This is a genomic window from Levilactobacillus bambusae (assembly GCF_003124125.1).
GTDB classification, from domain to species: Bacteria; Bacillota; Bacilli; order Lactobacillales; family Lactobacillaceae; genus Levilactobacillus; species Levilactobacillus bambusae.
In genome coordinates this window covers 189,839-212,076 of sequence record NZ_QCXQ01000006.1, presented here as the reverse complement: position 1 = coordinate 212,076, position 22,238 = coordinate 189,839, and the positions used below count along the sequence as shown (strand labels likewise).

The 22,238-nt window shown below is 45.2% G+C and carries 25 protein-coding genes; all 25 read right to left on the bottom strand.

Annotated features, from left to right (window positions below; genetic code table 11):
• Positions 1-110: 110 nt before the first annotated feature.
• The 25 genes from DCM90_RS08850 to prmC all read right to left on the bottom strand — a co-directional run bounded on the left by DCM90_RS08850 (position 111) and on the right by prmC (position 22,237).
• Positions 111-854: a DUF975 family protein gene (locus DCM90_RS08850; protein WP_109251000.1), complete on the bottom strand. Its 744-nt coding sequence runs from the start codon at positions 852-854 to the stop codon at positions 111-113.
• Between the two features lie 18 nt (positions 855-872).
• Entirely contained in the window at positions 873-1,631 is a 759-nt protein-coding gene (locus tag DCM90_RS08845) for a hypothetical protein (protein ID WP_109250999.1), read from the bottom strand.
• On the bottom strand, positions 1,618-2,496 hold the full coding sequence (locus DCM90_RS08840; RefSeq protein WP_109250998.1) for an ATP-binding cassette domain-containing protein: 879 nt from the start codon (positions 2,494-2,496) through the stop codon (positions 1,618-1,620). Before DCM90_RS08840 ends, DCM90_RS08845 begins: the two co-directional genes overlap by 14 nt.
• Positions 2,489-2,863, bottom strand: a complete 375-nt coding sequence (locus DCM90_RS08835) for a GntR family transcriptional regulator (protein ID WP_109250997.1) — start codon at positions 2,861-2,863, stop codon at positions 2,489-2,491. The genes DCM90_RS08840 and DCM90_RS08835 overlap by 8 nt, the downstream gene beginning before the upstream one ends.
• A 34-nt stretch (positions 2,864-2,897) precedes the next feature.
• Positions 2,898-4,676: an FtsX-like permease family protein gene (locus tag DCM90_RS08830; protein WP_109250996.1), complete on the bottom strand. Its 1,779-nt coding sequence runs from the start codon at positions 4,674-4,676 to the stop codon at positions 2,898-2,900.
• A gap of 15 nt (positions 4,677-4,691) precedes the next feature.
• Entirely contained in the window at positions 4,692-5,447 is a 756-nt protein-coding gene (locus DCM90_RS08825) for an ABC transporter ATP-binding protein (RefSeq protein WP_109250995.1), read from the bottom strand.
• Positions 5,448-5,597: 150 nt separating this feature from the next.
• The gene (locus DCM90_RS08820) at positions 5,598-6,464 is read right to left on the bottom strand and encodes an SPFH domain-containing protein (protein ID WP_109250994.1); all 867 of its coding nucleotides are present in this window, start codon (positions 6,462-6,464) and stop codon (positions 5,598-5,600) included.
• A 175-nt stretch (positions 6,465-6,639) separates the two neighbouring features.
• Positions 6,640-7,854 (bottom strand): FtsW/RodA/SpoVE family cell cycle protein, encoded by a 1,215-nt coding sequence (locus DCM90_RS08815; protein ID WP_109250993.1) that lies wholly within the window; start codon positions 7,852-7,854, stop codon positions 6,640-6,642.
• 105 nt (positions 7,855-7,959) lie between these two features.
• Positions 7,960-8,184, bottom strand: a complete 225-nt coding sequence (locus DCM90_RS08810) for a DUF2969 domain-containing protein (protein ID WP_109250992.1) — start codon at positions 8,182-8,184, stop codon at positions 7,960-7,962.
• The gene (yidD, locus tag DCM90_RS08805) at positions 8,168-8,488 is read right to left on the bottom strand and encodes a membrane protein insertion efficiency factor YidD (protein WP_109250991.1); all 321 of its coding nucleotides are present in this window, start codon (positions 8,486-8,488) and stop codon (positions 8,168-8,170) included. Before yidD ends, DCM90_RS08810 begins: the two co-directional genes overlap by 17 nt.
• A gap of 24 nt (positions 8,489-8,512) precedes the next feature.
• Positions 8,513-9,514, bottom strand: a complete 1,002-nt coding sequence (locus DCM90_RS08800) for a rod shape-determining protein (RefSeq protein WP_109250990.1) — start codon at positions 9,512-9,514, stop codon at positions 8,513-8,515.
• A 132-nt stretch (positions 9,515-9,646) separates the two neighbouring features.
• Complete coding sequence (murA, locus tag DCM90_RS08795) at positions 9,647-10,951, bottom strand: UDP-N-acetylglucosamine 1-carboxyvinyltransferase (RefSeq protein ID WP_109250989.1); 1,305 nt, start codon at positions 10,949-10,951, stop codon at positions 9,647-9,649.
• A 37-nt stretch (positions 10,952-10,988) separates the two neighbouring features.
• Positions 10,989-11,219 carry a DUF1146 family protein gene (locus DCM90_RS08790; protein WP_109250988.1) on the bottom strand — a complete coding sequence of 77 codons (231 nt, stop codon included), beginning with the start codon at positions 11,217-11,219 and terminating at the stop codon, positions 10,989-10,991.
• A 376-nt stretch (positions 11,220-11,595) separates the two neighbouring features.
• Positions 11,596-12,015 carry a F0F1 ATP synthase subunit epsilon gene (locus DCM90_RS08785; protein ID WP_109250987.1) on the bottom strand — a complete coding sequence of 140 codons (420 nt, stop codon included), beginning with the start codon at positions 12,013-12,015 and terminating at the stop codon, positions 11,596-11,598.
• A 13-nt stretch (positions 12,016-12,028) separates the two neighbouring features.
• Positions 12,029-13,441 carry a F0F1 ATP synthase subunit beta gene (atpD, locus tag DCM90_RS08780; protein ID WP_191981036.1) on the bottom strand — a complete coding sequence of 471 codons (1,413 nt, stop codon included), beginning with the start codon at positions 13,439-13,441 and terminating at the stop codon, positions 12,029-12,031.
• Between the two features lie 37 nt (positions 13,442-13,478).
• Positions 13,479-14,381, bottom strand: coding sequence for a F0F1 ATP synthase subunit gamma (locus DCM90_RS08775; RefSeq protein ID WP_109250985.1), 903 nt, complete (start codon positions 14,379-14,381; stop codon positions 13,479-13,481).
• Between the two features lie 29 nt (positions 14,382-14,410).
• Complete coding sequence (gene atpA, locus DCM90_RS08770; protein WP_109250984.1) at positions 14,411-15,973, bottom strand: F0F1 ATP synthase subunit alpha; 1,563 nt, start codon at positions 15,971-15,973, stop codon at positions 14,411-14,413.
• Between the two features lie 30 nt (positions 15,974-16,003).
• Positions 16,004-16,552: an ATP synthase F1 subunit delta gene (gene atpH / locus DCM90_RS08765; protein ID WP_109250983.1), complete on the bottom strand. Its 549-nt coding sequence runs from the start codon at positions 16,550-16,552 to the stop codon at positions 16,004-16,006.
• Position 16,553: 1 nt separating this feature from the next.
• The gene (gene atpF, locus DCM90_RS08760; RefSeq protein ID WP_109250982.1) at positions 16,554-17,054 is read right to left on the bottom strand and encodes a F0F1 ATP synthase subunit B; all 501 of its coding nucleotides are present in this window, start codon (positions 17,052-17,054) and stop codon (positions 16,554-16,556) included.
• A 44-nt stretch (positions 17,055-17,098) separates the two neighbouring features.
• Positions 17,099-17,311 carry a F0F1 ATP synthase subunit C gene (gene atpE / locus DCM90_RS08755; protein WP_109250981.1) on the bottom strand — a complete coding sequence of 71 codons (213 nt, stop codon included), beginning with the start codon at positions 17,309-17,311 and terminating at the stop codon, positions 17,099-17,101.
• Positions 17,312-17,370: 59 nt separating this feature from the next.
• Entirely contained in the window at positions 17,371-18,081 is a 711-nt protein-coding gene (atpB, locus tag DCM90_RS08750) for a F0F1 ATP synthase subunit A (RefSeq protein ID WP_191981034.1), read from the bottom strand.
• Positions 18,082-18,345: 264 nt separating this feature from the next.
• A complete protein-coding gene (gene upp, locus DCM90_RS08745; protein ID WP_109250980.1) occupies positions 18,346-18,975 on the bottom strand; it encodes a uracil phosphoribosyltransferase in 630 nt (209 codons plus the stop codon).
• 88 nt (positions 18,976-19,063) lie between these two features.
• Positions 19,064-20,308 (bottom strand): serine hydroxymethyltransferase, encoded by a 1,245-nt coding sequence (gene glyA / locus DCM90_RS08740; RefSeq protein ID WP_109250979.1) that lies wholly within the window; start codon positions 20,306-20,308, stop codon positions 19,064-19,066.
• Between the two features lie 20 nt (positions 20,309-20,328).
• A complete protein-coding gene (locus DCM90_RS08735) occupies positions 20,329-21,375 on the bottom strand; it encodes an L-threonylcarbamoyladenylate synthase (protein ID WP_109250978.1) in 1,047 nt (348 codons plus the stop codon).
• A gap of 22 nt (positions 21,376-21,397) precedes the next feature.
• Positions 21,398-22,237, bottom strand: a complete 840-nt coding sequence (gene prmC, locus DCM90_RS08730; protein ID WP_109250977.1) for a peptide chain release factor N(5)-glutamine methyltransferase — start codon at positions 22,235-22,237, stop codon at positions 21,398-21,400.
• Position 22,238: the final 1 nt, after the last annotated feature.

Here is a 22,238-nt window from a genome sequence, read left to right as displayed (position 1 = left end):
CCCATTCAAAGATGGCCCCTAAACGCAACAAAATAACCGACCAAAGCTCCCCTGCAAAGCCTCATGACTTTAACGGGTGAACTCCGTCCGGTTAAACGAACAACTTATTTTTAGGCTGCTGCCTGAACGTTGGCCTTAGTCTGATCTTCTTGGTCAACTAAGTGCCGGTAAAAGTTAATGTTGGTGCCGTTAATATAAGGAATCAGCCAAATAAACCCAATTCCAAACGTACAAAGGCTCAAGATCCCCCACCCCCAAAAGCTAATTTGGAGCCAGAAGTATGCCCACTTATGGCCGTTCATAAGGTGCCGGCTCTCCGTAATGCAATCTAGATAGCTAACATCACCGTGATCGACCTTATCTTTGTAAATATTATAAGCCTGTGAATAGCTAATACTCTTAATTAAACCGGGAATTAAAAATAGCAAACTCCATAAAGTGGTAAAAATAAACGTTAAGATAAAAATCGCCAGCGTAGACGTAAAGTAGCGGGACGAAAACGTACTAAAGGCCTCCCGAAACGGTTTTTCAGGTGCCTGACCCGACCGAAACCAATCAAGACTGGTATATCCAATCCCCACTAAGATAAAAGTTCCGATGGCCTCGGAAATAAATGAACTTACTCCGTTCCCACCGTTAGACGTTCCGTCCCCGTTGCCAGAGGCTTGATTCATGACGTGCTGCCAGTCTGGGTGTGATGCGACTATGAAAGCGACCAGAACTGCCAAGGTCATTAATAGGATTCCAACGAGTAACCGACCCAAAATAGGCAGAATATTTAACCGAATTGCCTGGCCCCAATGTCCGCTATAAAGATTCCGGGTTTCTCGTTTTAACGTTTCTCTTGATACCATTGTCTCATCTCCCAAAAATCACTTCTTAATCTTTAATTGACCGAAAAAGAACCGTGAAACAGCCGCCATAATCCCGGAATAAATCACCAGGGTAACCTCTGGCACTAACGGGTTATAGTGACCAAACTGTTGCCGAAAACCTAACAGGAACTTCAAAAAGTTAACAATCCACGTTTCATCAAGCAGTCCGGCCCGTTCTTGAAAGTTTATCAGCCAAATCAGCAGCACAATGAGCGCAATGGGCGTCAGAAAAATCCACGCAAATTGGCCCCGCCGTGAGAATAAACTCAAGATACTTCCAACAGCCATGGCGGTCATTGCAACCGCCGTTAAGATCAAAAATTCAAACCCAAAGTCCACCAAAATATTCATTGCCGGGTTGGTAAAGAACTGACTATAGGCAAGGTGAATCCCAGAAATTGAAAACCTCGCAACCCAATTATAAACTAAGTTGAAAATAGTCCCAATGAAAGTGATTAGCAGAATGGCGCAAACTTTGGCCCGCCAATAGGTTAATCGCGACACCCCGTTTTGAATCATCATCTTAAACTGGGGGTAGGTCTCCGCACCAATCACAATCAAAAACCACCCCACCACCATGGGATAGACACCACTTCTCACCGCATCCATAATAGAATATTCGGAAAGGGTTCCCGAAATGACGGCAAAAAAAAGCGGAACGGCAACTAAGAAGAGTAGGACAATGATAAAAGTTGCCGCCAACTGACGAATCATTCGGTTAAACGTGTAAGCAAAAACAGATTTAAAGCGCGTCATTTTGGGTTTCCTCCTCATTCGTCAGGTTGACAAACAGTTTTTGGAGGTCCATGTGTTCGATGGTAATCACATCTGGAATTGGTCGATCATCGAGTGCGCCAAACACATAGGCCGCCTTTAAGTTTCCTAACGTTTCTGAACCAATCACGTTTAATCCAGAAACAAACGAATCCACGACGTTCTTGGGCCCGGTAATCGCATAGGATTCTGCAATTAAGGCTTCGCTACTGTCGTCAACTAAGACGCGTCCGCTTTTAATCACGACCACCTGTTCAATCAGGTTCGCAATTTCCTCGATAAGGTGGGTTGAAATCACAAACGTTCTAGGACGTTCCGTATACGTCTCAACTAATTCCCGGTAAAAAATATCCCGGTGATTAGCGTCTAACCCTAAAACGGGTTCGTCCAAGAAAATATAGGTTGCGGGTACGCAAAGCGCAATAATCAATTTAACGATAGTACGGTAACCCGTAGATAGTTTACCGTACTGGCTGCTATCGTCCAAACCGAATTTTTTTACTAGTTCATCCGCATATTTTCGGTTGAATTCACCATAAAGCTGCTCCGTATCCCTGAATAGCTGTCGAACTCGACGCCGATTGGGGTATAAATCAACCTCGCTCATCAGGTAAAATTGCCCCAGGATCTGATCGTTATCATGAATCATCTCTGCGTTAAACAGTATCCGACCCTGCGTTGGAAAAATTCGGTCGCTAATTAACCCGAGTAACGTACTTTTTCCGGCCCCGTTTCGACCCAGCAGACCATATATGGTCTTGGGCTCAAATTTTAAATTAATATCGTGTAAAATTGTTTTTTTTTCGTATTGTTTAGATAGGTGTTGGATTTCAATTCCACTACTCATGTTCTTCATACCCCCGTTTAACTAATGACAAAACCTCGTCCGCAGACAAGGCTAATTGCTTTGCCTCCGCAACGAGTTTTTGAACATCATTACTAAAAAATTGATTACGCCGATCCTCTCGAATGGTTTCCTGTGCGCCCCGGGTAACAAACATCCCTAGCCCCCGGCGTTTTTCAACTAATCCTTGATCAACGAGCAGGTTCATTCCCTTCAATACTGTCGCAGGGTTAATATGAAATTCCTTTGAAATTTCCGTTGTTGACGGAACCTGACTCCCCTCACTAAAACTCCCCGAAAAAATGGCATCCTCAATCTGAGCAGCTACCTGACGATAGAGGGGATCGGTGCTATTAAAATCAAATTGCATGGTGACATTTTTCACCTCTTCCATCAGCTTTGGACTAAGTGCGTTTCGTCAAGACCAACTGCCGGTACAGCCATACCGTAACCAAGTAGTAGACACCATATAAAATCAAAAAGATCCCAAATGGCAACCCTAACTGATTATAGGGATTTAACATAATTGGTTTGAATAGTTGTAAACCAAACAACACATGTACAATTCCCAGTATACCAGGAAGTGCGAATAAAAACCCAATCTCTTTGGCCATGGCAGCTGATAATTGTTGCCGTTGTGCACCTAGCTTATACAGCATGTCATATCGGCGCTGATCCGTTGATGCACCACTCAAAATTTTGAACATTAAGCAGCTAGCAAACATAGCTAAGAAGGCAATTCCGAGAAAGAGCCCCATAAAGGCCATCCCGCCAAAGACTGATTTTCCCATTTGATACTGTGAGTAAGCTCCCCCAAGCTGATCCTCAGAGTATGGCAAACTTGCAGCCAGCCGCTTTAAATCTGACTGTGACTGAGCCAAATCCCGAACCCGGAAAATTAGCAGCGTTGTCTTTGGCTGAGCCAAACGGTTAAATTGCCTGTCCGAAACCACCTTGACTGGCAGCGCCTGCAATGACCCGTTTTGTATCATACTGTATCCGGAAGGATTAACCTTCAACTGGTGAAGGGTCATTCGGTAAGTTTCAAACTTGGCTCCCCCATGATCTAAGTCCATGGGTTTAGTCGCTAATAGCGGATGTTGGGTAAACTGGCGGTCGCTAACAACTAGCTGTTTACCCACCTGTTTTTGCTGGTAGCTCACTTTATCACTCAAGTTTAACCGGTTCACGTCACGAACCTGTTTAACCGTTGGATTCGCAATCCCCATCGTATAGGGGGTCATTGTTTGTGCCATTTCTGGGATTTGGTTCTGATAACCCAACCCAACCGTAATTGCCCCTAAGGCCATCGCAAATAAAATGGTCACAATGGACAAGATTTTAGTATACTGCTTAATCCGAAAGGCCAACTGCGCCAAGGTAAAGCTTCTTAATCCCCGACTGGCAAAATTGGTATTTTGCATACGGACAATTAACCACGTACATCCCGAATGAAAAATAAAGTAAGTTCCTAAAACAATGGTCACTAAGGCAATCGGAATTGCCGTTAATTGTAACGTCGTAAGGTAGGCCATCGCGGTGTACCCTATGGCAAGCAAGAGAAGTCCCATAATCATCTCGGCTAACTGACGCCATGGACGAATAACAACCGTATCTGCCAAATCATTTTTCTGCAGCAGCTTCAAAGCACTGGTTCGCGTCATATGCCAAACGTTCATTCCACCAGCAATCACAAATAAAATTAGGTAAAAAACTAGTGTACTAATAATTGCCGTTCCATTAAACGCCGAAAAATGTTGCACAGTAAGCCCTAAGTGAGCCATTAAGGCATTTCCTAAAATTTGGGTTAGAGCTAATCCGACGAAAACCCCGATGATCGTTGACATGACGCCGACCACTAATGTTTCTAATAGGATAAGTTGCCCAATTCGACTTTGCTTGGCCCCTAACATCATAAACAACCCATAGTCATGTTGACGGAGTTGGAGTAAGAACGAATTTGCGTACATCACGTAGACAAACGTAATAATTCCCAATAAAACGGCGCCAAGCTGAAAAATTATTTGTCCCCCTGAAACAATTGCATTCGCTTTAATAAAGGCGTTATTTGTGGCCAAACTCTCAAACAGATAAAAGATGGCACTCGACATGATTAACCCGGAAAATAACACCAAATAATCCCGAAATCGACTCTCAAACCCCGATAGCGCTAATTTTAGCATGTTATCCCCCCGTGCTTATTGTTCGAACGTTCCTAATTCGTCTAAAATTCGTTGATAGAAAGTACTCCGGTCATCACCGTTACCCGATAATTCCTGGCCGATTTGACCGTCCTTGATAAATAGAATCCGTTGACAGTAACTGGCGGAAAACGGATCATGGGTTACCATTAAAATGGGTACATGTCGTTCTTGATTAATTTCATGCAGCATTTCTAATAGTTCCCGCGCACTATTTGAATCTAAGGCCCCCGTTGGTTCGTCCCCTAGAATTAGTTCGGGATTAGTCACTAACGCTCGGGCGGCTGCCACCCGTTGTTTCTGCCCCCCCGAAATTTGAGTTGGGTAAGCATCTAGTAATGCTTCAATCCCTAACTCATGTGCAACCTGCCTTACAGCTGGTTGGCTTACCTTAGCTGATTTCCCTTGCAAAGATAGTGGTAGCGCCATATTTTGGGCATTAGTCATATTTTCTAACAGGTTAAAATCCTGAAAGATAAATCCAATTTCCTTAGCCCGAAAATCTGCCGTTTCCTTACCCGATAAATTAGAAATCGACCGACCATTAATTTCAATGGACCCACTTGTTGGTTGATCAAGTGTGGCTAACAGGTTTAATAATGTTGATTTCCCCGATCCTGATGCCCCCATGATTCCAACGAACTCTCCTGGTTCAACGTCAAAATTGATTCCCTTTAAGGCTTCGTATGATTTTTCGTTCTTTCCCCCGTAAACCTTTCGAAGGTCCCGAACTTTAACAACTGGTTGTGTCATATTAGCATCCTTTCTATTCGCTACCCCATTAGTTAATTACTTGTGTAACTAACTATATAAGCAACGAACAAAAAAGTCAACCCTTTTTCAAACGCCACAAAATTAGGCCGCTGATTTCAGCGGCCTAATTTTGTGGCATCATAGCATCCCTTAACTCATATCAGTCGTATTTAACACGGGTTGTGACCCACGTTCAGAAATAATTGTCACCATCATATTGTTCATTAACTGTAACTTTTTATCGTCTGACAGAGTCATCCCCGTATCCCGCTCTAATTGAGAAATGGCATCCTCTGTAATAGAAACTGCCCCCTCAACGATAATCTTCCTAGCAGACAAAATAGCGGATGATTGTTGCCGCTGGAGCATTGCGCTCGCAATTTCAGTGGAGTAGGCCAAATGGGTAAGCCGGGTTTCAATAATTTTAACACCGGCAACGTTGAGCCGTTCTTGAAGTTCCTCTGTTAACCGTTCGGAGACCTCCGTGGGATTGCTTCTCAATGTCTCACGATCATTCGTGTCAAAGTTATCGTAGGGATATTCAGAGGCAATATGGCGGACCGCCGACTCACTTTGGATTTCAACAAATTGCTCATAATTATCCACGGCAAATAGCGCCTTAGCGGTATCAACGACCTTAAAAACGATCACAGCGGCGATTTCAACGGGATTTCCCCGTTTATCATTCACCTTTAAAATTTGACTATTAAAGTTTCGAACCCGTAAGGAGACCGTTGCCTTGTTCGTTAGCGGCACGGTCATATATAATCCTGATTCCCGAATGGTTCCAATATAATCACCAAAAAAGGTCAAAACCTTCGCCTGATTTGGTGCCACAATCGTTAATGAGCTTGTCGCAATCAATGCGATGACTACCAAAAATGCTCCCAGCAAGATCAACCCGGTTGAATCCCCTTCGTTTCCACTAACCAGTAACCAAACACCCGTAATAATGAGAATAATGGCAAGTATCAGTCCAACGTAACCGTTAACGTGAAATACCGATTTTTCCTCCATGATCCTTCCTCCTTCTTTTGCTTAGCTAAAGTATACCTTAATCCTGAAAGAAAGGAAAAAGCGGTTTTAGACTAACCACCCCGTTTTGATCAATTGTTCAACAAAAAAGGCCGTATAATGACCCCCTGATCAAAACACAATCGAAAGTCATTACACTGCCCATTAAGGAACTTCCCTACCTAAACTCTTCGTTCGCCGTACTAAACATATAACTCTTATAGTGGTAGCGCATCGACATGATTAGGCCAATCCCAATCATATTACCAATGAGGGCCGATCCCCCTTGACTGACAAAGGGTAACGGGATTCCCGTTAATGGTAACAGTCCAATGCTCATCCCAACGTTTTCAAATACGTGGAAAAGGATCATCATAATGATCCCCGTTGCAATATACGCATAAAAAACGTTTTTAGTATCGAAGATCACCCTAATCATTTGATAGATCAGCAAAAAGTACAAAAAGATTAGGATACAGCCCCCGATAAACCCAAAGTTTTCCCCCACCACGGAAAATACCATATCAGATTCACGAACGGGAACGTAAACGTGCGAAACATTAAACCCGGTTCCAAACAGACCCCCGGACCCAATGGCCTTCATGCTTTGCCAGAGCTGGTACCCGTTGTTTGACGTATCAGCTGATGGGTTTAACCAGGTATCCACCCGGTTAAACTGGTAGGACTGAAATCCGATGAGGCCCAGCAGCTTCCGGCCCGTACTCGATATGACTAACGCCAATGCCGTTCCACCAATCAGGGCCCCGCCGATAAATGCGGGCGCCAATATTTTCCAGGTCACCCCGGAAACTAACAGCATCCCCACAAAAATAGCAAAAAACACCAGCATCGTCCCAAAATCATTCTGTAACTTTAAAAGGACCGCAACGGGAACTAACCAAAGCAGCATTTGGCCGATTAAAATCCAATCGTTACGGGTAGTATGGATGGGATACTTATTATTATGTTCCGTAATAACCCGGGCCAACATTAAAATCAGCGCCGGTTTCATCACTTCTGACGGCTGAAACGTCAGGCTCCCAATGGCAAACCAGCTTTTGGCCCCCGTGTTTTGATAGTAAGCACGGCTATACAAAAATAGCACCGCAAACAGGAGAAACAATCCCAACCAATAAACAATCGGTGCCACCTTCCACAACTGCTCAGAATCAAACTGCATAATAATGACGATGGCGACAATCCCAATCACAAACCACATGACTTGGGAGCCAACTGCCTTTAAAACACTAGTTGAACTCGTATCATGGACGGCGGCCACGTAAATAGATGCTAAGCTAATAATTCCCAGCATCAAAATACAAAAAATAATGCCCCAATCAATTCGCGAATCAGCTTCATTTCGTTCTTCTCGGGTTCTTGCGTTTTGCGCCACAATAACGTCCCCTTATTTATCTTTAGATTTAAACTACAATTAATTTTATTATAAAGGCCGGTCCGGCAGCAATGCCACCAGATCGGCCGATTTTACCAAAAATTATTATCCCCGGTGTAAATGATAGTCTGCTAACAACTGTTCAATTCCAGTATCAATTGTTTTAACCCGGAAATCACTTCCGCCGTCAAGTTTGGCAACGAACCGATCACCATCCGGTTTAATGGATCCAATTTCATTCCGTCCGATTAACAGGACCGTTTCCTTAGTGCCATCCGATAGCGGACGTTCCTCAAGCTTTACTTCAACAGACTTATCCTTTTTTGACATACTTTTCTCCTTTATTACTGGGGGTGTGATCATCTAATCTCATCTCAGCCCGGTATGCTTGTTCAGCAGCCACATTTCGTCTTAACGAAAAGGAGTCGGGAACCGGGTCATACCCGCCATGAATAAACGGATGACACCTTAAAATTCGGGCAATTCCCATCAAACTACCTTTAAATGCGCCATGTTTCTTAAGGGCAGTCACCATGTAATTAGAACAGGTGGGATAGTACCGACAAGACGGTGGCAACAACGGTGAAATTCCCCGTTGATATCCGCGTACGAGTTTGATTAAAATGGATTTCATCGTTCAACCCCTTTGAAATCTAACTTAGTTATCCTGCTTTTTAGCGGCTTGGTTCATATGTTCAAGTAAGATCCCGGCACCCTTAGCCACGTTATCCAACGGATCTTCAGAAATGACAACGGGCACCTTTAATCGCTCAGAAATGATGTGGTCCATGCCGTTTAACAGGGCCCCTCCACCAGTTAAGATAATCCCACGATCAATAATATCCGCCGCTAACTCTGGTTGCAGGTTTTCAAGCACTGAATGAGCAGCCGTCACAATTTGTTCGACCGAATCATGAATGGCTTCTTCAACGCCGGATGCCGTCACCGTTACTTCGGTGGGCATCCCGGTGACAGAGTCACGGCCCCGAACCGTCATGGTATTTTCGTCATTTGGAACCGGATAAGCCGTTCCAATCTGAATCTTAATTTGTTCTGCCGTATGTTCCCCAATCAATAGGCCATACTTCCGCTTAATATAGGAAACAATTTCACCATTCATTCGGTCACCCGCAACCCGAATTGACCGGGAGTTAACGATGTCGCCCAGGGAGAGGACAGCAATATCCGTCGTTCCGCCCCCCATATCAATAACCATGTTCCCCTGTGGCTTAAAGATGTCCATTCCAGCACCAATGGCTGCAACCTTAGGTTCTGCCTCAAGGTAAACCTTGGCGCCCCCCGATTTTTCAGCAGCTTGGATAATGGCTTTGCGTTCAATTTCAGTGATATTGGTTGGTGCACAAATCATGATATTTGGTTTTGACATGAATCCCTTAACACTTAGCTTATTTACAAAGTAGGATAACATTTCTTCGGTCATGTCAAAATCCGAAATGACACCGTCCTTTAACGGTCGAATGGCCCGAATGTTGCTTGGTGTCCGACCTACCATTCGGTAAGCTTCGGAACCAACTGCTAATACCTTATTCGTCTTGGTGTCAACAGCTACTACAGAGGGTTCATTCAGTACAATTCCCTTGCCAACTACGTAAATGAGGACGTTAGCTGTCCCTAAATCAATTCCGATGTCTTTCGCCATTATCTAAGTTCCTCCTGCTAGCACTATTCAGTCTCTAATTATATCATATTCTTTTCAATATCGTTTAGTCAGACCTGACCAAACAAAGAGCGACCCAATCAGAGCCTACGCTCCCGGGTCGCTCCATCGTCATTATTTAATTTTGGATGACTTTAGGATCACTTCGTCGTTTTCCGGGACTTCAACCCGCTTCACTTCTGCACCCAGAGCCGCTAGCTTACCGTGGAAATCATAGTAGCCTCGGTCTAAGTATTTTAAATTAGTGACTTGAGTATAACCATCCGCAACTAGTCCCGCAAGAACTAATGCTGCAGCGGCCCGAAGATCAGTTGCAGCAACCTCAGCCCCGCTAAATTGGGTTGGGCCAAATAAGGCGACCGTCTGACCTTCAATTTGGAACTTGGCGTTCATTCGGCGTAATTCCTCAAGGTGCATAAACCGATTTTCAAAAACGGTTTCGGTCAGGGAACTCGTTCCCTCCGCTGCTAACTGCAAAACAGAGACTTGGGGCTGCATATCCGTTGGAAACCCAGGGTATGGTAAGGTCTTAACGTCCGCTGGTTTTAACCGGTCAGGCCCGATTACTCGAACCCCATCCTCACTAACGATAACGTCAGCCCCCATTTCCCGAAGTTTAGAAATTAAAGGCTTATTATGTTCAGGAATTGCATCCGCCACTAACACATCACCGTGGGTTAAAGCAGCTGCAACCATAAAGGTTCCGGCCTCAATCCGATCCTGAACCACGTGGTGATCGACCCCATGCATGTGGTCGACCCCTTCGATTCGAATCATTTCCGTACCGGCCCCAAATACTTTGGCCCCCATTTTATTTAAAATGTTGGCTAAATCAACAATTTCTGGCTCCCGCGCGACGTTTTCAAGCGTGGTGGTTCCATCAGCGAGACAGGCCGCCATCATAATATTTTCAGTTGCTCCAACACTCGGAAAGTCTAAGTAGATATCAGCGCCCGTTAAGTGATCGGCCGTGGCAATCACGTTCCCATCCTGCTGTTCGACATGGGCACCAAGGGCTTCGAAGCCCTTGAGGTGAAGGTCAATCGGCCGCGTTCCAATGGCACACCCACCTGGCATAGCTACCCGGGCCCGACCAAGACGGGCCAGCAATGGACCCATTACAACGATAGAGGCACGCATTTTTGAAACGTATTCAAAGGGAGCTTCCCCTGAAACGTTTCCACTGGCATCAATGTCAACGGACCGTGAATCTTCATCAAATTGGACATCCATATTTAAAAAGCGTAACACATTATTCATTGTGTACACATCTGATAGGATCGGAACGTTTGTTAAACGTGTTTGACCAGTTTCACCCAGTATTGAAGCAGCCAAAATTGGTAAAACCGCATTTTTAGCTCCCTCAATTTGAACTTGTCCCGTTAATTGATTCCCACCATGAACGATTATCTTTTCCATGGCACTACCTCCATCTATATCGAAATACTCGAAATTTTTATTTTAATAAATAGCCTAAGTTACGAACATTATCAATAAAACTAAGAAAGAACGAACTGACCGTGAATCCTAATGCTACCGACAAAAAAACAATGAGGATCTTTGCCTGGCGCGGATAAAATTTCATATACCGCTCCAGATGTAAACCCTGTATTGCCCAAAACGCAATCAAGATGAATCCTAAATGACTACACAGAGTTAAAATTGCTTCCAGTCCAATTGTTCGCATGCCTAACGTCCTTCCGTTACCTTTGTAATTCACTATACCATAATATTAATTAACTGTCCCTGTCAACCCGCGTGCTTACGGGAATTGTAATATTACAATTTGACTAGTCAAGTCAATTGAATTGAACTGGTTTGAATCAATAGGACTCATCATTTCAAAAATCAGTTGCTTTACCATCCGTCCGTCTTGTGAAATTCAAAAGTGCTAAGTTAGCAGTGTTCACATAGTTTGCCAGTCAATTATAACTGCCGACCTGGACTAAACGAAAGTGGGCGGTTATGTATAAGTGTCAGAAGTGTTGCCACTAGTTTACCTTAACTATGGTTTTTAACCAAACAAAAAAGGCCGGCATAGGCCAGCCCTTCTCATATTATACTTAATGCTTAGCAACCGAAATTCGGTTAATAGCCCGACGCAAAGCAACGTTTGCCCGTGCTAATTCATCAGCATCATGTGCGTTTTGGGCACGCTTGATGTCTGCTTGAGCACGATCCCGAGCATGTTCTGCCCGTGCAACATCGATGTCGCCCTGCTTCTCAGCACTGTCGGCAACGATACTTGCTTCGTTATTAGAAAATTCAATGAAGCCCCCGTTAACGGCGATTTCATCTTCCTGATCATCATACTTGATCCGTGCTTCATCAACTTCAAGCGAAGCGATTAACGGCGCGTGGTTAGGCATAATTCCCAATTCACCGGTCTGGGTGGTAACCACAACCATCTCGGCATCATGTTCGTATACCGTTCCACTAGGGGTAACGATGCTTACGGTTAATACTGACTTGTTATCAGCCAATCAATACCCCTCCCTACTTGTTTGCTGCAGCGTCAGCCTTCATTTGGTTGGCCTTTGCAACAACATCTTCGATAGCACCACAGTTACGGAAGGCATCTTCTGGTACGTCATCAAACTTACCGTCAAGAATATCCTTAAAACTCCGAACTGTATCATCAACCTTAACGTAACGACCCTCTAAACCAGTGAACTTTTCGGCCACTGAGAAAGGTTGGGAAAGGAAGAATTGAATCCGACGGGCCCGACCAACGACGGTCTTTTCTTCGTCAGATAATTCGTCCATCCCTAAGATTGAAATGATATCTTGCAATTCATGATACCGTTGCAAAACGTGTTGAACTCGAGTTGCAACGTCATAATGTTCTTCACCCACAATCGTTGGGGTTAAGGCAGTTGACGTTGAGGCTAATGGATCAACGGCTGGGTAAATCCCGATTTGAGTTAACGAACGTTCCAAGTTGGTGGTGGCATCCAAGTGCGCGAAAGTCGTTGCTGGTGCAGGGTCGGTATAATCATCGGCTGGCACATAAACGGCCTGAATAGATGTAATAGCGGCCTTCTTCGTTGAGACAATCCGTTCCTGTAACTGACCCATTTCAGTTGCTAACGTTGGTTGGTAACCAACGGCTGATGGAATCCGGCCAAGTAAGGCAGAAACTTCTGATCCAGCTTGAGTAAACCGGAAAATATTATCAATGAAGAGCAGCACATCTTGCCCCTTAACGTCCCGGAAGTATTCCGCAATCGTTAAACCGGTCAAGGCAACTCGCATCCGGGCACCAGGAGGTTCGTTCATCTGACCATAAACCATGGCGGTCTTTTCCAGAACCCCTGACCCCTTCATTTCAAAGTACATATCGTTCCCTTCACGGGTCCGTTCACCAACACCGGTAAAGACGGACAGACCATTATGGCCCTGAGCGATATTATGAATCAATTCCTGAATTAAAACGGTCTTACCAACACCGGCACCACCGAACAACCCAACTTTACCACCTCGAATGTAAGGTTCCAAAAGATCAATCACTTTGATCCCAGTTTCCAAAACTTCCGTACTTGGGTTTAATTCTGAGTATGCGGGTGCATCACGGTGAATTGGCATCCGTTCTGCATCTGGGCCAAAAGCAGGACCATCATCGATTGGTTCCCCGAGAACGTTAAATACCCGTCCTAACGTGTCGTCACCAACAGGAACAGAAATTGGAGCACCAGTGTTCTCAACTTCCATTCCACGCCGTAAACCATCCGTACCGTCCATGGCGATCGTCCGCATCATTCCGTCTCCCATTTCGAGGGCAACTTCAACAACGAGGACACTACCGTCATCCTTGTGGATATTTAGGGCATCGTTAATTTGTGGTAATTCACCGTTCAACGGGAATTCAACGTCGACAACGGGTCCGATAACTTGTGCCACTGAACCCATAACTTTATCTGACATTATGCTTTAATTCCTCCCGTCATTATTTGCCTATTGCCTCTTGACCACCGGTGATTTCAGTAATCTCGGTGGTGATCGCAGCTTGACGTGCACGGTTATAGTGCAATTGTAAGTCGCCAATCAAATCGTCCGCATTATCAGTAGCCGATTTCATGGCGTTCGAGCTTGATGCATGTTCTTCAGTCTTTGCGTCTAAAATAGCACCATAGACCAAACTTTCAGCATATTGAGGCAGTACAACCGAGAGGACTTCTTCTGGAGAAGGGTCTAAGTCGTAAATCGCGTTCAACTCATGCGTCTTAGTTTCCTTTGCCGCATCCGTTGATAGGGTTTCACTATCAACAGGAAGCATCTTTTCAGCCCGAAAACTGGAACTGATTCGGTTCACAAAGTGATTGTAACAAACAAAAAGTTCATCAAACACTTCATTGCTGTACATTGTTGTCACCGTTTTAACAATATCCCGAACTTCATCAAAGGTCGGAACGTCACTAACACCACGGTATTCGTACGCAACGTTAACCCCCTGACGCTTGTAAAAATCAGCGCCAGTCCCCCCAATGGCTAAGACCATGTAGTCATCGCGGTTAGGGGTGTGCTCGTCAATAAAGCGGTTGGTATCGCGTAAAACATTACTGTTATAGCTTCCAACCATTCCACGATCAGAGGTAATGACCATGTAAGCTGTTTTCTTAACTGGTCGATTCGACTGCAAATTACTTGAGGAATTGTTTTCTAACAGATGAGACTTGGCCAGGTGCATCACTACGGCTTTCACCTTGGAAACATACTCCTGGTAACCCGTTGCCTGACGTTGAATTTGATTCAATTTCGCCGATGACACCATCTGCATGGCAGAGGTGATTTGGCGGGTCGCCTTCGTGGAGTTAATCCGACGTTGAACGTCGTGCATTGATTCAGCCATGAACTCTCACCATCCCTTCCTGACAAGTATTATTCAGCAGCATCTGCTGAGTCAATCGCATCTTCTTCGGCTTTGCTGTCCTTAGTTGGCACAAACTTCTTATCAAATTCATTCAACATATCGTCTAATGAACTGTCTGAAGGTAAGTTCCCGGTTTCAGCAATCTGATCACCGACTTGTTTGTATGAGGCATCCATAAAGGCAAATAACTCATGTTCATAACGTAAAACGTCTTCAACTGGGAATTTGTCTAAGTGGCCCTGAGTCAAGGCGTACAGAATCACAACTTCTTGTTGAACAGAAAGTAATTCGTGCAGTCCCTGCTTCAAGACTTCGATGGTCCGTGCCCCACGGTTCAGCCGGGCTTGAGTGGCGGCATCCAAATCAGAACCAAATTGTGCAAATGATTCTAGTTCCTTATATGCAGCAATATCAAGACGTAACGTCCCGGCAACCTTCTTCATCGCCTTAATTTGAGCGTCCCCACCAACACGGGAAACTGAAGTTCCGGCATCAATGGCTGGTCGAATCCCGGCGTAGAAACTATCTGCATCCAAGAAGATTTGCCCATCGGTGATGGAAATAACGTTCGTTGGAATATAAGCAGAAACGTCGCCAGCCTTCGTCTCAATGATTGGTAAGGCAGTCATTGATCCCCCACCAAGTTTGTCGCTCAACTTAGCTGCCCGTTCGAGCAGACGGGAGTGAGTATAGAAGATATCACCAGGATATGCTTCACGACCTGGTGGCCGACGAAGAATCAAGGAAAGTTCACGGTAAGCATCCGCTTGCTTTGAAAGATCATCGTACACAATTAATACGGCCTTGCCGTTCATCATGAACTCTTCACCCATCGCTGCACCGGCATATGGTGCGATGTAAAGTAATGGAGCGGGTTCCGATGGCCCAGCAGAAACAACGATCGTGTAATCCATGGCACCATACTGTTGTAAGGTATCCACCTGAGCCCGAACGGTTGAATCCTTTTGACCAATGGCAACGTAAATACAAATCACATCTTGACCCTTTTGGTTAATAATTGTATCAACCGCCAAACTGGTCTTACCCGTCTTACGGTCACCAATGATTAATTCACGTTGACCCCGGCCAATTGGAACTAAGGCGTCAATGGCCTTAATCCCGGTTTGAAGGGGTTCATCGACACTTTGACGATCCATAACCCCTGGGGCCTTATGCTCAATCGGACGGGTCTTTGTGGTATGAATTTCTGTTCCACCGTCAATGGCCTGACCTAGGGGATTAACAACCCGACCAATTAATTCATCGCCAACAGGAACTTCCATGATCCGGCCTGTCCGCTTTACTTTGGTCCCTTCAGTGATCTGCGTAAAGTCACCGAGGATAACAATACCGACGTCGTTTGACTCCAAGTTTTGGGCCATTCCGTAAGTACCTTTGTCATCTTCGAACTGAAGCAGTTCACCTTCCAAAGCATTGTTCAAACCATCAGCACGGGCGACCCCGTCACCAATATAGGTAACCGTACCCGTCTCTGAGACGTCGAGCCCATCCTGATAGCTTTCTAATTGTTGTTTAATTAGAGCACTGATTTCTTCAGCTTTAATGCTCATAAAAGTGTCACCTCTTCACAATCTAAGTCGTTAGTTCAAAAGCATTCTGCGAATCTTGTTAAGTTTAGCCTTAACACTGCCGTCATAAGTCACTCCTGACGATTGTAGGACCACACCGCCAAGAATGTCGGCATCGACTGTACTATTCAGAATAACTTTATTGGCACCCACTCGTTTAGCAAATGCTTGAGAAATACGCTGTTCTTGTTCTTCACTCAACGGAACCGCTGACGTTATATCAGCATGAACCGTCTTGTTTGCTTCATCGTTCAATATTTCGAACTGGTCGATAATGGCAACAATATCCGTCATTCGAGCGTAATCAAAAACCATTTCAATAAAGTTTTTGACCGTTTGAGTGGATGCATTATCCAACATTGGCTGGAGTAACGCCTTCCGATCAGATTCTGATAGACTGTTGTCGCTTAAGGCCAAGCCTAGTTTAGGGTTACTCAAAAAGATTTGGCGGATTGCTTGTAAATCTGCCGCACCTGAAGTTAGTTCATCTTTTTCAGATAACACTTCGAAAAGTGCCCGTGAGTAGCGCTTTGCTACCGTTGCTGTGTCAAGACTACTCATTTTACTTCCCCAACCCTTCAATATAAGAATCAATTAAAGCCTTCTGATCGTTAGCACTTAATTCTTTCTGAATGATCTTAGAAGCAATCTCAATAGATAAATCTGCCACATCGTCTTTGGCGTTGGCAAGAGCGTCCTTCCGTTCTTGCTCAATGTCCTTTTGAGCGTTGACCTTAACGCGGTTAGCATCTTCTTGGGCTTGGGAAACGATATTGTCGTGTTCCTTTTGCCCGTTCGACCGTGCTTCCGAAATGATATTGGATGCATCGTCATGTGACTTGTCAAGTTCTGCTTGACGTTGCTTTGCTAATTTAGCAGCTTCTGTCCGGGATTGTTCAGCAGAATCAATATCGTTAGAAATTTTATCTGACCGATCCTGCATCATCTTTGTGATTGGTTTCCAAGCCATAAGCTTAACCAACCACATCAAGATTAAGAAACAGACAATGTAGAATAATGAATCACCGTAGTAGAGCTGACCAATAACCAAATGTGAGAGCACCTATTGACACCTCCTTCTATTGTTAATCAAACTTTGAAATAGTTTTACTTGTTCATAACCATCAAAGCAACAACGAAGGCGATAATAGGCATGGCTTCAACTAACCCAACCCCGATAAACATGTTGGTCCGTAATTCACCGGATAATTCTGGTTGACGAACCATACCTTCAAGCATCTTAGAAATAACTAACCCATCACCGATACCAGCACCAAGGGCTGCACCGAACATTGCGATACCTGCTGCAATTGCTCCCATAACGTTTGTTTCCTCCTTAAATTATCAAAAAATAACTACCAAAATTTTGTGTTGCGATGTTACTCTTCACCGAGACCCTTAGCAATGTAGACAGTTGATAAGGTAACAAACACGAAGGCCTGGATAGCACCTAGGAAAACTGAGAATCCCTGCCAGATGACTTCTAGCGGAACCGCAGCAATCAACCATGCGCCACCTTTAGCGGCCAGATCGGTGTAAATCACCTTCAACAACATTTCTCCTGAGAAAACCACCCCGAAAATACGGAGACCTAACGTCAGGAAGTCTGTAAATTGTTCAAAAACATTCATTACAATCCAAATTTTAAAGGGATGTAAGTAGTTTTCGAAATGCCGTTTGTACCCAAGTTTCCGGACTCCAGCAAACTGAGCGATCATCATCGTTGTCAAACTAAACGTTAACGTCACGATGGGATCTGAAGTTGGTGAACGTACGAGGGTCACACCATGCATAGAGACTTGTATGAAAAGCCCCAGCGTGTTGGAAACAAACAGAAAGGCAAAGAGGACAAAGGCGTAAAGTCCGAAAGCGTTAACCTCGTTATTAGGCAGCGACCCCTTTAAGATTCCATTTGTAAAATCAATTAACCACTCTAGGAAATTTTGCCCCTTCCCCGGCTTCATTGAAATATGTCGGGAACAGAGGAACATAATAGCGACTAAGATGACGAAAACGACTAGTCCCGATACAATGTTAGCGGTATTAAAGGTCATTCCTAGAAATTGAAACGTAGAAACTTGACCATCCACAAAATATCACCTCTTTTCATCACACCAGACAGGTATGTCATAGCATAACTTTTGGGTCCACGTAAATGGACCCAAAGCCTATCATACTGCCCTTTGTGCTTCCAGATGACACAAAATGTCTCATCTAACAAATACATTCAAATATTACCACCAAACACCTAAAAAACAAAGGGGAAAATGAAACTTCCTATCAACAGGATTAACCAATTTCACAAGCCTGCTAAAAAGGCTCCGACCACCGTCAGAACCCTGAATACGATTAAATTAACGGGTTCCGAATAACCGGTCCCCTGCGTCGCCTAAACCAGGAACGATGTAACCATCCTCGTTTAACCCTTCGTCAAGGGCAGCGGTGTACACATCGATATCGGGGTGGGCTTCCCGTAACGCTTTAATTCCTTCGGGAGCCGATACCAAACAAACAAATTTAATGTTCGTTGCCCCCCGCTTTTTAAGGGCGTCAATTGCCATAATTGCTGAGCCCCCGGTTGCTAACATTGGGTCAACGACAAACACTTGACGCTGATCAATATCCGCTGGCAGTTTAACGAAGTATTCATGAGGGACTAACGTTTCCTCATCCCGATACATTCCGATATGCCCAACCTTGGCGGCTGGAATTAGCTGTAATATCCCATCAACCATACCGATTCCGGCCCGCAGAATTGGCACAATCGCTACCTTTTTCCCCGCTAACTTCTTGGCGGTAGTTTTCGTAACTGGCGTTTCGATCGTAATATCCTCTAATGGCATATCACGAGTAACTTCGTAGGCCATCAAGTTTGCAATTTCATTCGCAATTTCACGAAAGGCCTTGGTCCCCGTTTTTTTGTTACGAAGAATGGTGAGCTTGTGTTGAATTAATGGGTGATCGAGAACTTGAAACTTCCCCATGAAAAGACACTTCCTTTTTATTTCTTATTATTGTACCATCTTGCCATCACAATGCAGCATAAAAATCAAAAAAATTGTCTAGAACTTATTAGTCCACATCGATTGGATGCTGATCCGTAAGTTCCCGTACGGAACGGGCAACTCGCTCCTTCACCAGTTCATCTTCAGGCGCATTTAATAGGTCCACAATCAACTTAGCAACCAACTGACAATCGGCAGCTAAAAAGCCACGTGTCGTAACGGCCGGGGTTCCAATTCGAATTCCCGAAGTTTGAAAGGGACTTCTGGTTTCATTTGGAATGGCCTCTTTATTCACCGTAATGAACACGTCATCTAAAAGATCTTGGGCCTGCTTCCCAGTTAAACCGGTGTCCGTGATGTCTAGCGTCATCAGATGGTTAGCCGTGCCGCCGGAAACAACCCTCACGTTTTGACCATTATTAAAAACGTCAGCCATTGCTCGAGCGTTTTCTAAGATCTGTTCTTGGTATTCCACGAATTGGGGCTGTAGATCCTCAAAAAATGCCGCAGCTTTCCCAGCGATCACCTGCTCTAACGGACCGCCTTGGGTTCCGGGAAAAACGGCTGAATTGAGTTTCTTGGCGTATTTTTCCTGGGATAAAATCATGCCACCCCGGGGCCCCCGCAACGTTTTGTGGGTGGTAGTGGTTACAACGTCGGCAATGCCAACGGGACTTGGATGCAGTCCCGTTGCAACGAGACCCGCAATATGGGCCATATCGACCATTAAGTAAGCACCGACTTCATCCGCAATGGCCCGAAAGGCTTGCCAGTCAATGACTTGGGAGTAAGCAGAGGCCCCCGCCACAATCATTTGGGGCTGAACCTCCTTCGCAACCGTCAAAATTGCTGCGTAATCCAGCAATTCCGTTTCTGGGTTTAACCCGTAGGAAGCCGAATGGTACATTTTTCCGCTAAAATTAACTTTTGATCCGTGCGTTAAATGCCCCCCGGCGGATAAATCCATCCCTAAGATGGTATCGCCCGGCTTTAAAAAGGCGGCGTACGCGGCCTGATTGGCTTGTGATCCAGAATGGGGTTGAACGTTAGCATACTCAGCGCCAAATAACTGTTTTGCCCGGTCAATGGCTAGCGTTTCAACAACGTCCACGTACTGGGTTCCACCGTAATACCGTTTACCAGGGTAGCCTTCCGCATACTTATTCGTTAACACGGACCCCTGAGCGGCCCGAACCGCATTCGAAACGATATTTTCCGACGCAATTAATTCAATGGTATGCTGCTGGCGCGCGCCCTCATCGGCAATGGCTGACCATAGGGCTGGGTCCTTTTTTTTGTAATCATAATCCATGTGAATTCCTCCTCGCTGGCTTAACGTTCTTCACTAAGTGTTTCGGGATGCTGGGCGTTAAAATGGACGCCCCCTGCTGACTTATCCAGTCGGTTCATGTAGGCTGCCCCTAAATGATCGTCAGGAAATGCCTGGGCCAGGATTACTTTGACATCCGATTCTAAATCAAAGTGTCGTAATCCAGCAAACAGTGCATGACTGGCTCCGTTAATTCCTTCGCCCAGACTAAAGGGTTCAACGTTCTCGGGAAAGTCATTCATCGTCAGGACATCATTGGTGGCTAAAATCCCGGCGTGAACTTGATTTTGCCGCAGTGTTTCTTGAATAACGGGCCAATCTGTCGGGCTATCAACAATATACACTTGGGCGCTTGGTGCATAGTGTTTGTACTTCATTCCTGGCGCCTTAGGGACTTCATTCTTTCCCACGTGGTGATGGGATGAAATTACCGGACCAATAACCGCCGTCAACTGTTCCTCTGTGACCGCTCCCGGTCTCAGAATGGTTGGCGTATCCGTTGACATATCTAAAACCGTTGATTCGACTCCGTATTGCGTTGGACCATCATCAAGAATCCCCGCAATTTTTCCCTGTAAATCATGATAAACATGCTTTGCAAGCGTTGGACTCGGCTTGCCAGAGGTATTCGCGGATGGCCCCACGAGAGGCACCCCGGCTTGCCGAATGAGTTCAAGGGTTGCCTCATTCTTGGGATTTCGAAAGGCAGCCGTATCTAAGCCGCCCGTGACACTCTTTGATAGGGCGTTAGGCTGAAGCTTAAAAATCAGGGTCAACGGGCCGGGCCAAAAAATTTGAATCAGCTGTTTGGCTTTGTCTGATAGCGGCTCCGCGTATTTTTCGACCGTTGCCTCATCTGCAACGTGAACAATTAACGGGTTGTCACTAGGACGACCCTTGGCCAGGTATACCTGCTTAACCGCCTCTTCATTGGTTGCATCAGCCCCCAACCCGTAGACCGTTTCAGTCGGAAAAGCCACTAATTGACCGGCATTAATCGCTGTAGCAGCCATTGCGATTTCATCCGTAGTAAAAATTTTTGTTTCCATTAAAAAGACCTCTTTTCGTCTTTTAATTCCTTGGTAGTTGCACCCGAACCATTCGGTCGTGCTGTGCCATATCCTGTTTAATAGTAATATTTTCTGCTGGAACCACCCGTTGAAAAATCTCTTGAACGGCGGCACCCTGCTGGTAGCCGATTTCAGCGTAAAACAGTCCACCAGTAGTCAAATATTCTGGGAGTTGCTGAGCAAATCGCTCATAAAACTCTAATCCATCATGATTTGCAAAGAGGGCCCCCTGCGGTTCATACATCAAAACTGACCGATCCATCACCGGTCGCTCGCTATCCGCAATGTAGGGTGGGTTTGAAACAATGACATCGAACTGGTGGCCCACTACCGGTGCTAATAGGTCCCCTGATTTAAACGTAACCTGAGCCCCTAATCGATTGGCATTTTCACTGGCAACCTTTAGGGCGTCGTTGGAAATATCTGTCGCTGTCACCTGCCAGTTGGGGCGTTCTAAAGCTAAGGTCGTTGCAATGACTCCCGAACCCGTTCCAACGTCTAAAACAGTTAGGTTGGAAACATTTTGGTCCGCAAGTATCCACTCCACTAACTCTTCCGTTTCCGGTCTGGGAATCAACGTTGCCTGGGTGACGCCAAAGTCCCGGCCAAAAAAAGAAGCCGTTCCCAGAATATACTGAGCAGGCTCTCCTTTTTCGACCCGGGTAATAAATTGCCGAAATTGCTCGGCATCCGACTCACTCACCAAATCCCGGTAATGAAGGAGTAAATCCGTAAGGTTCCAGTCCATCATGGTCGTTAAAATCAGCTTCGCCCCGGAGGGATCAACCCCCGCCAGTTCTAACCGTTGCTCTGCAGACCTTAATAATTGGTAAATAGTCATG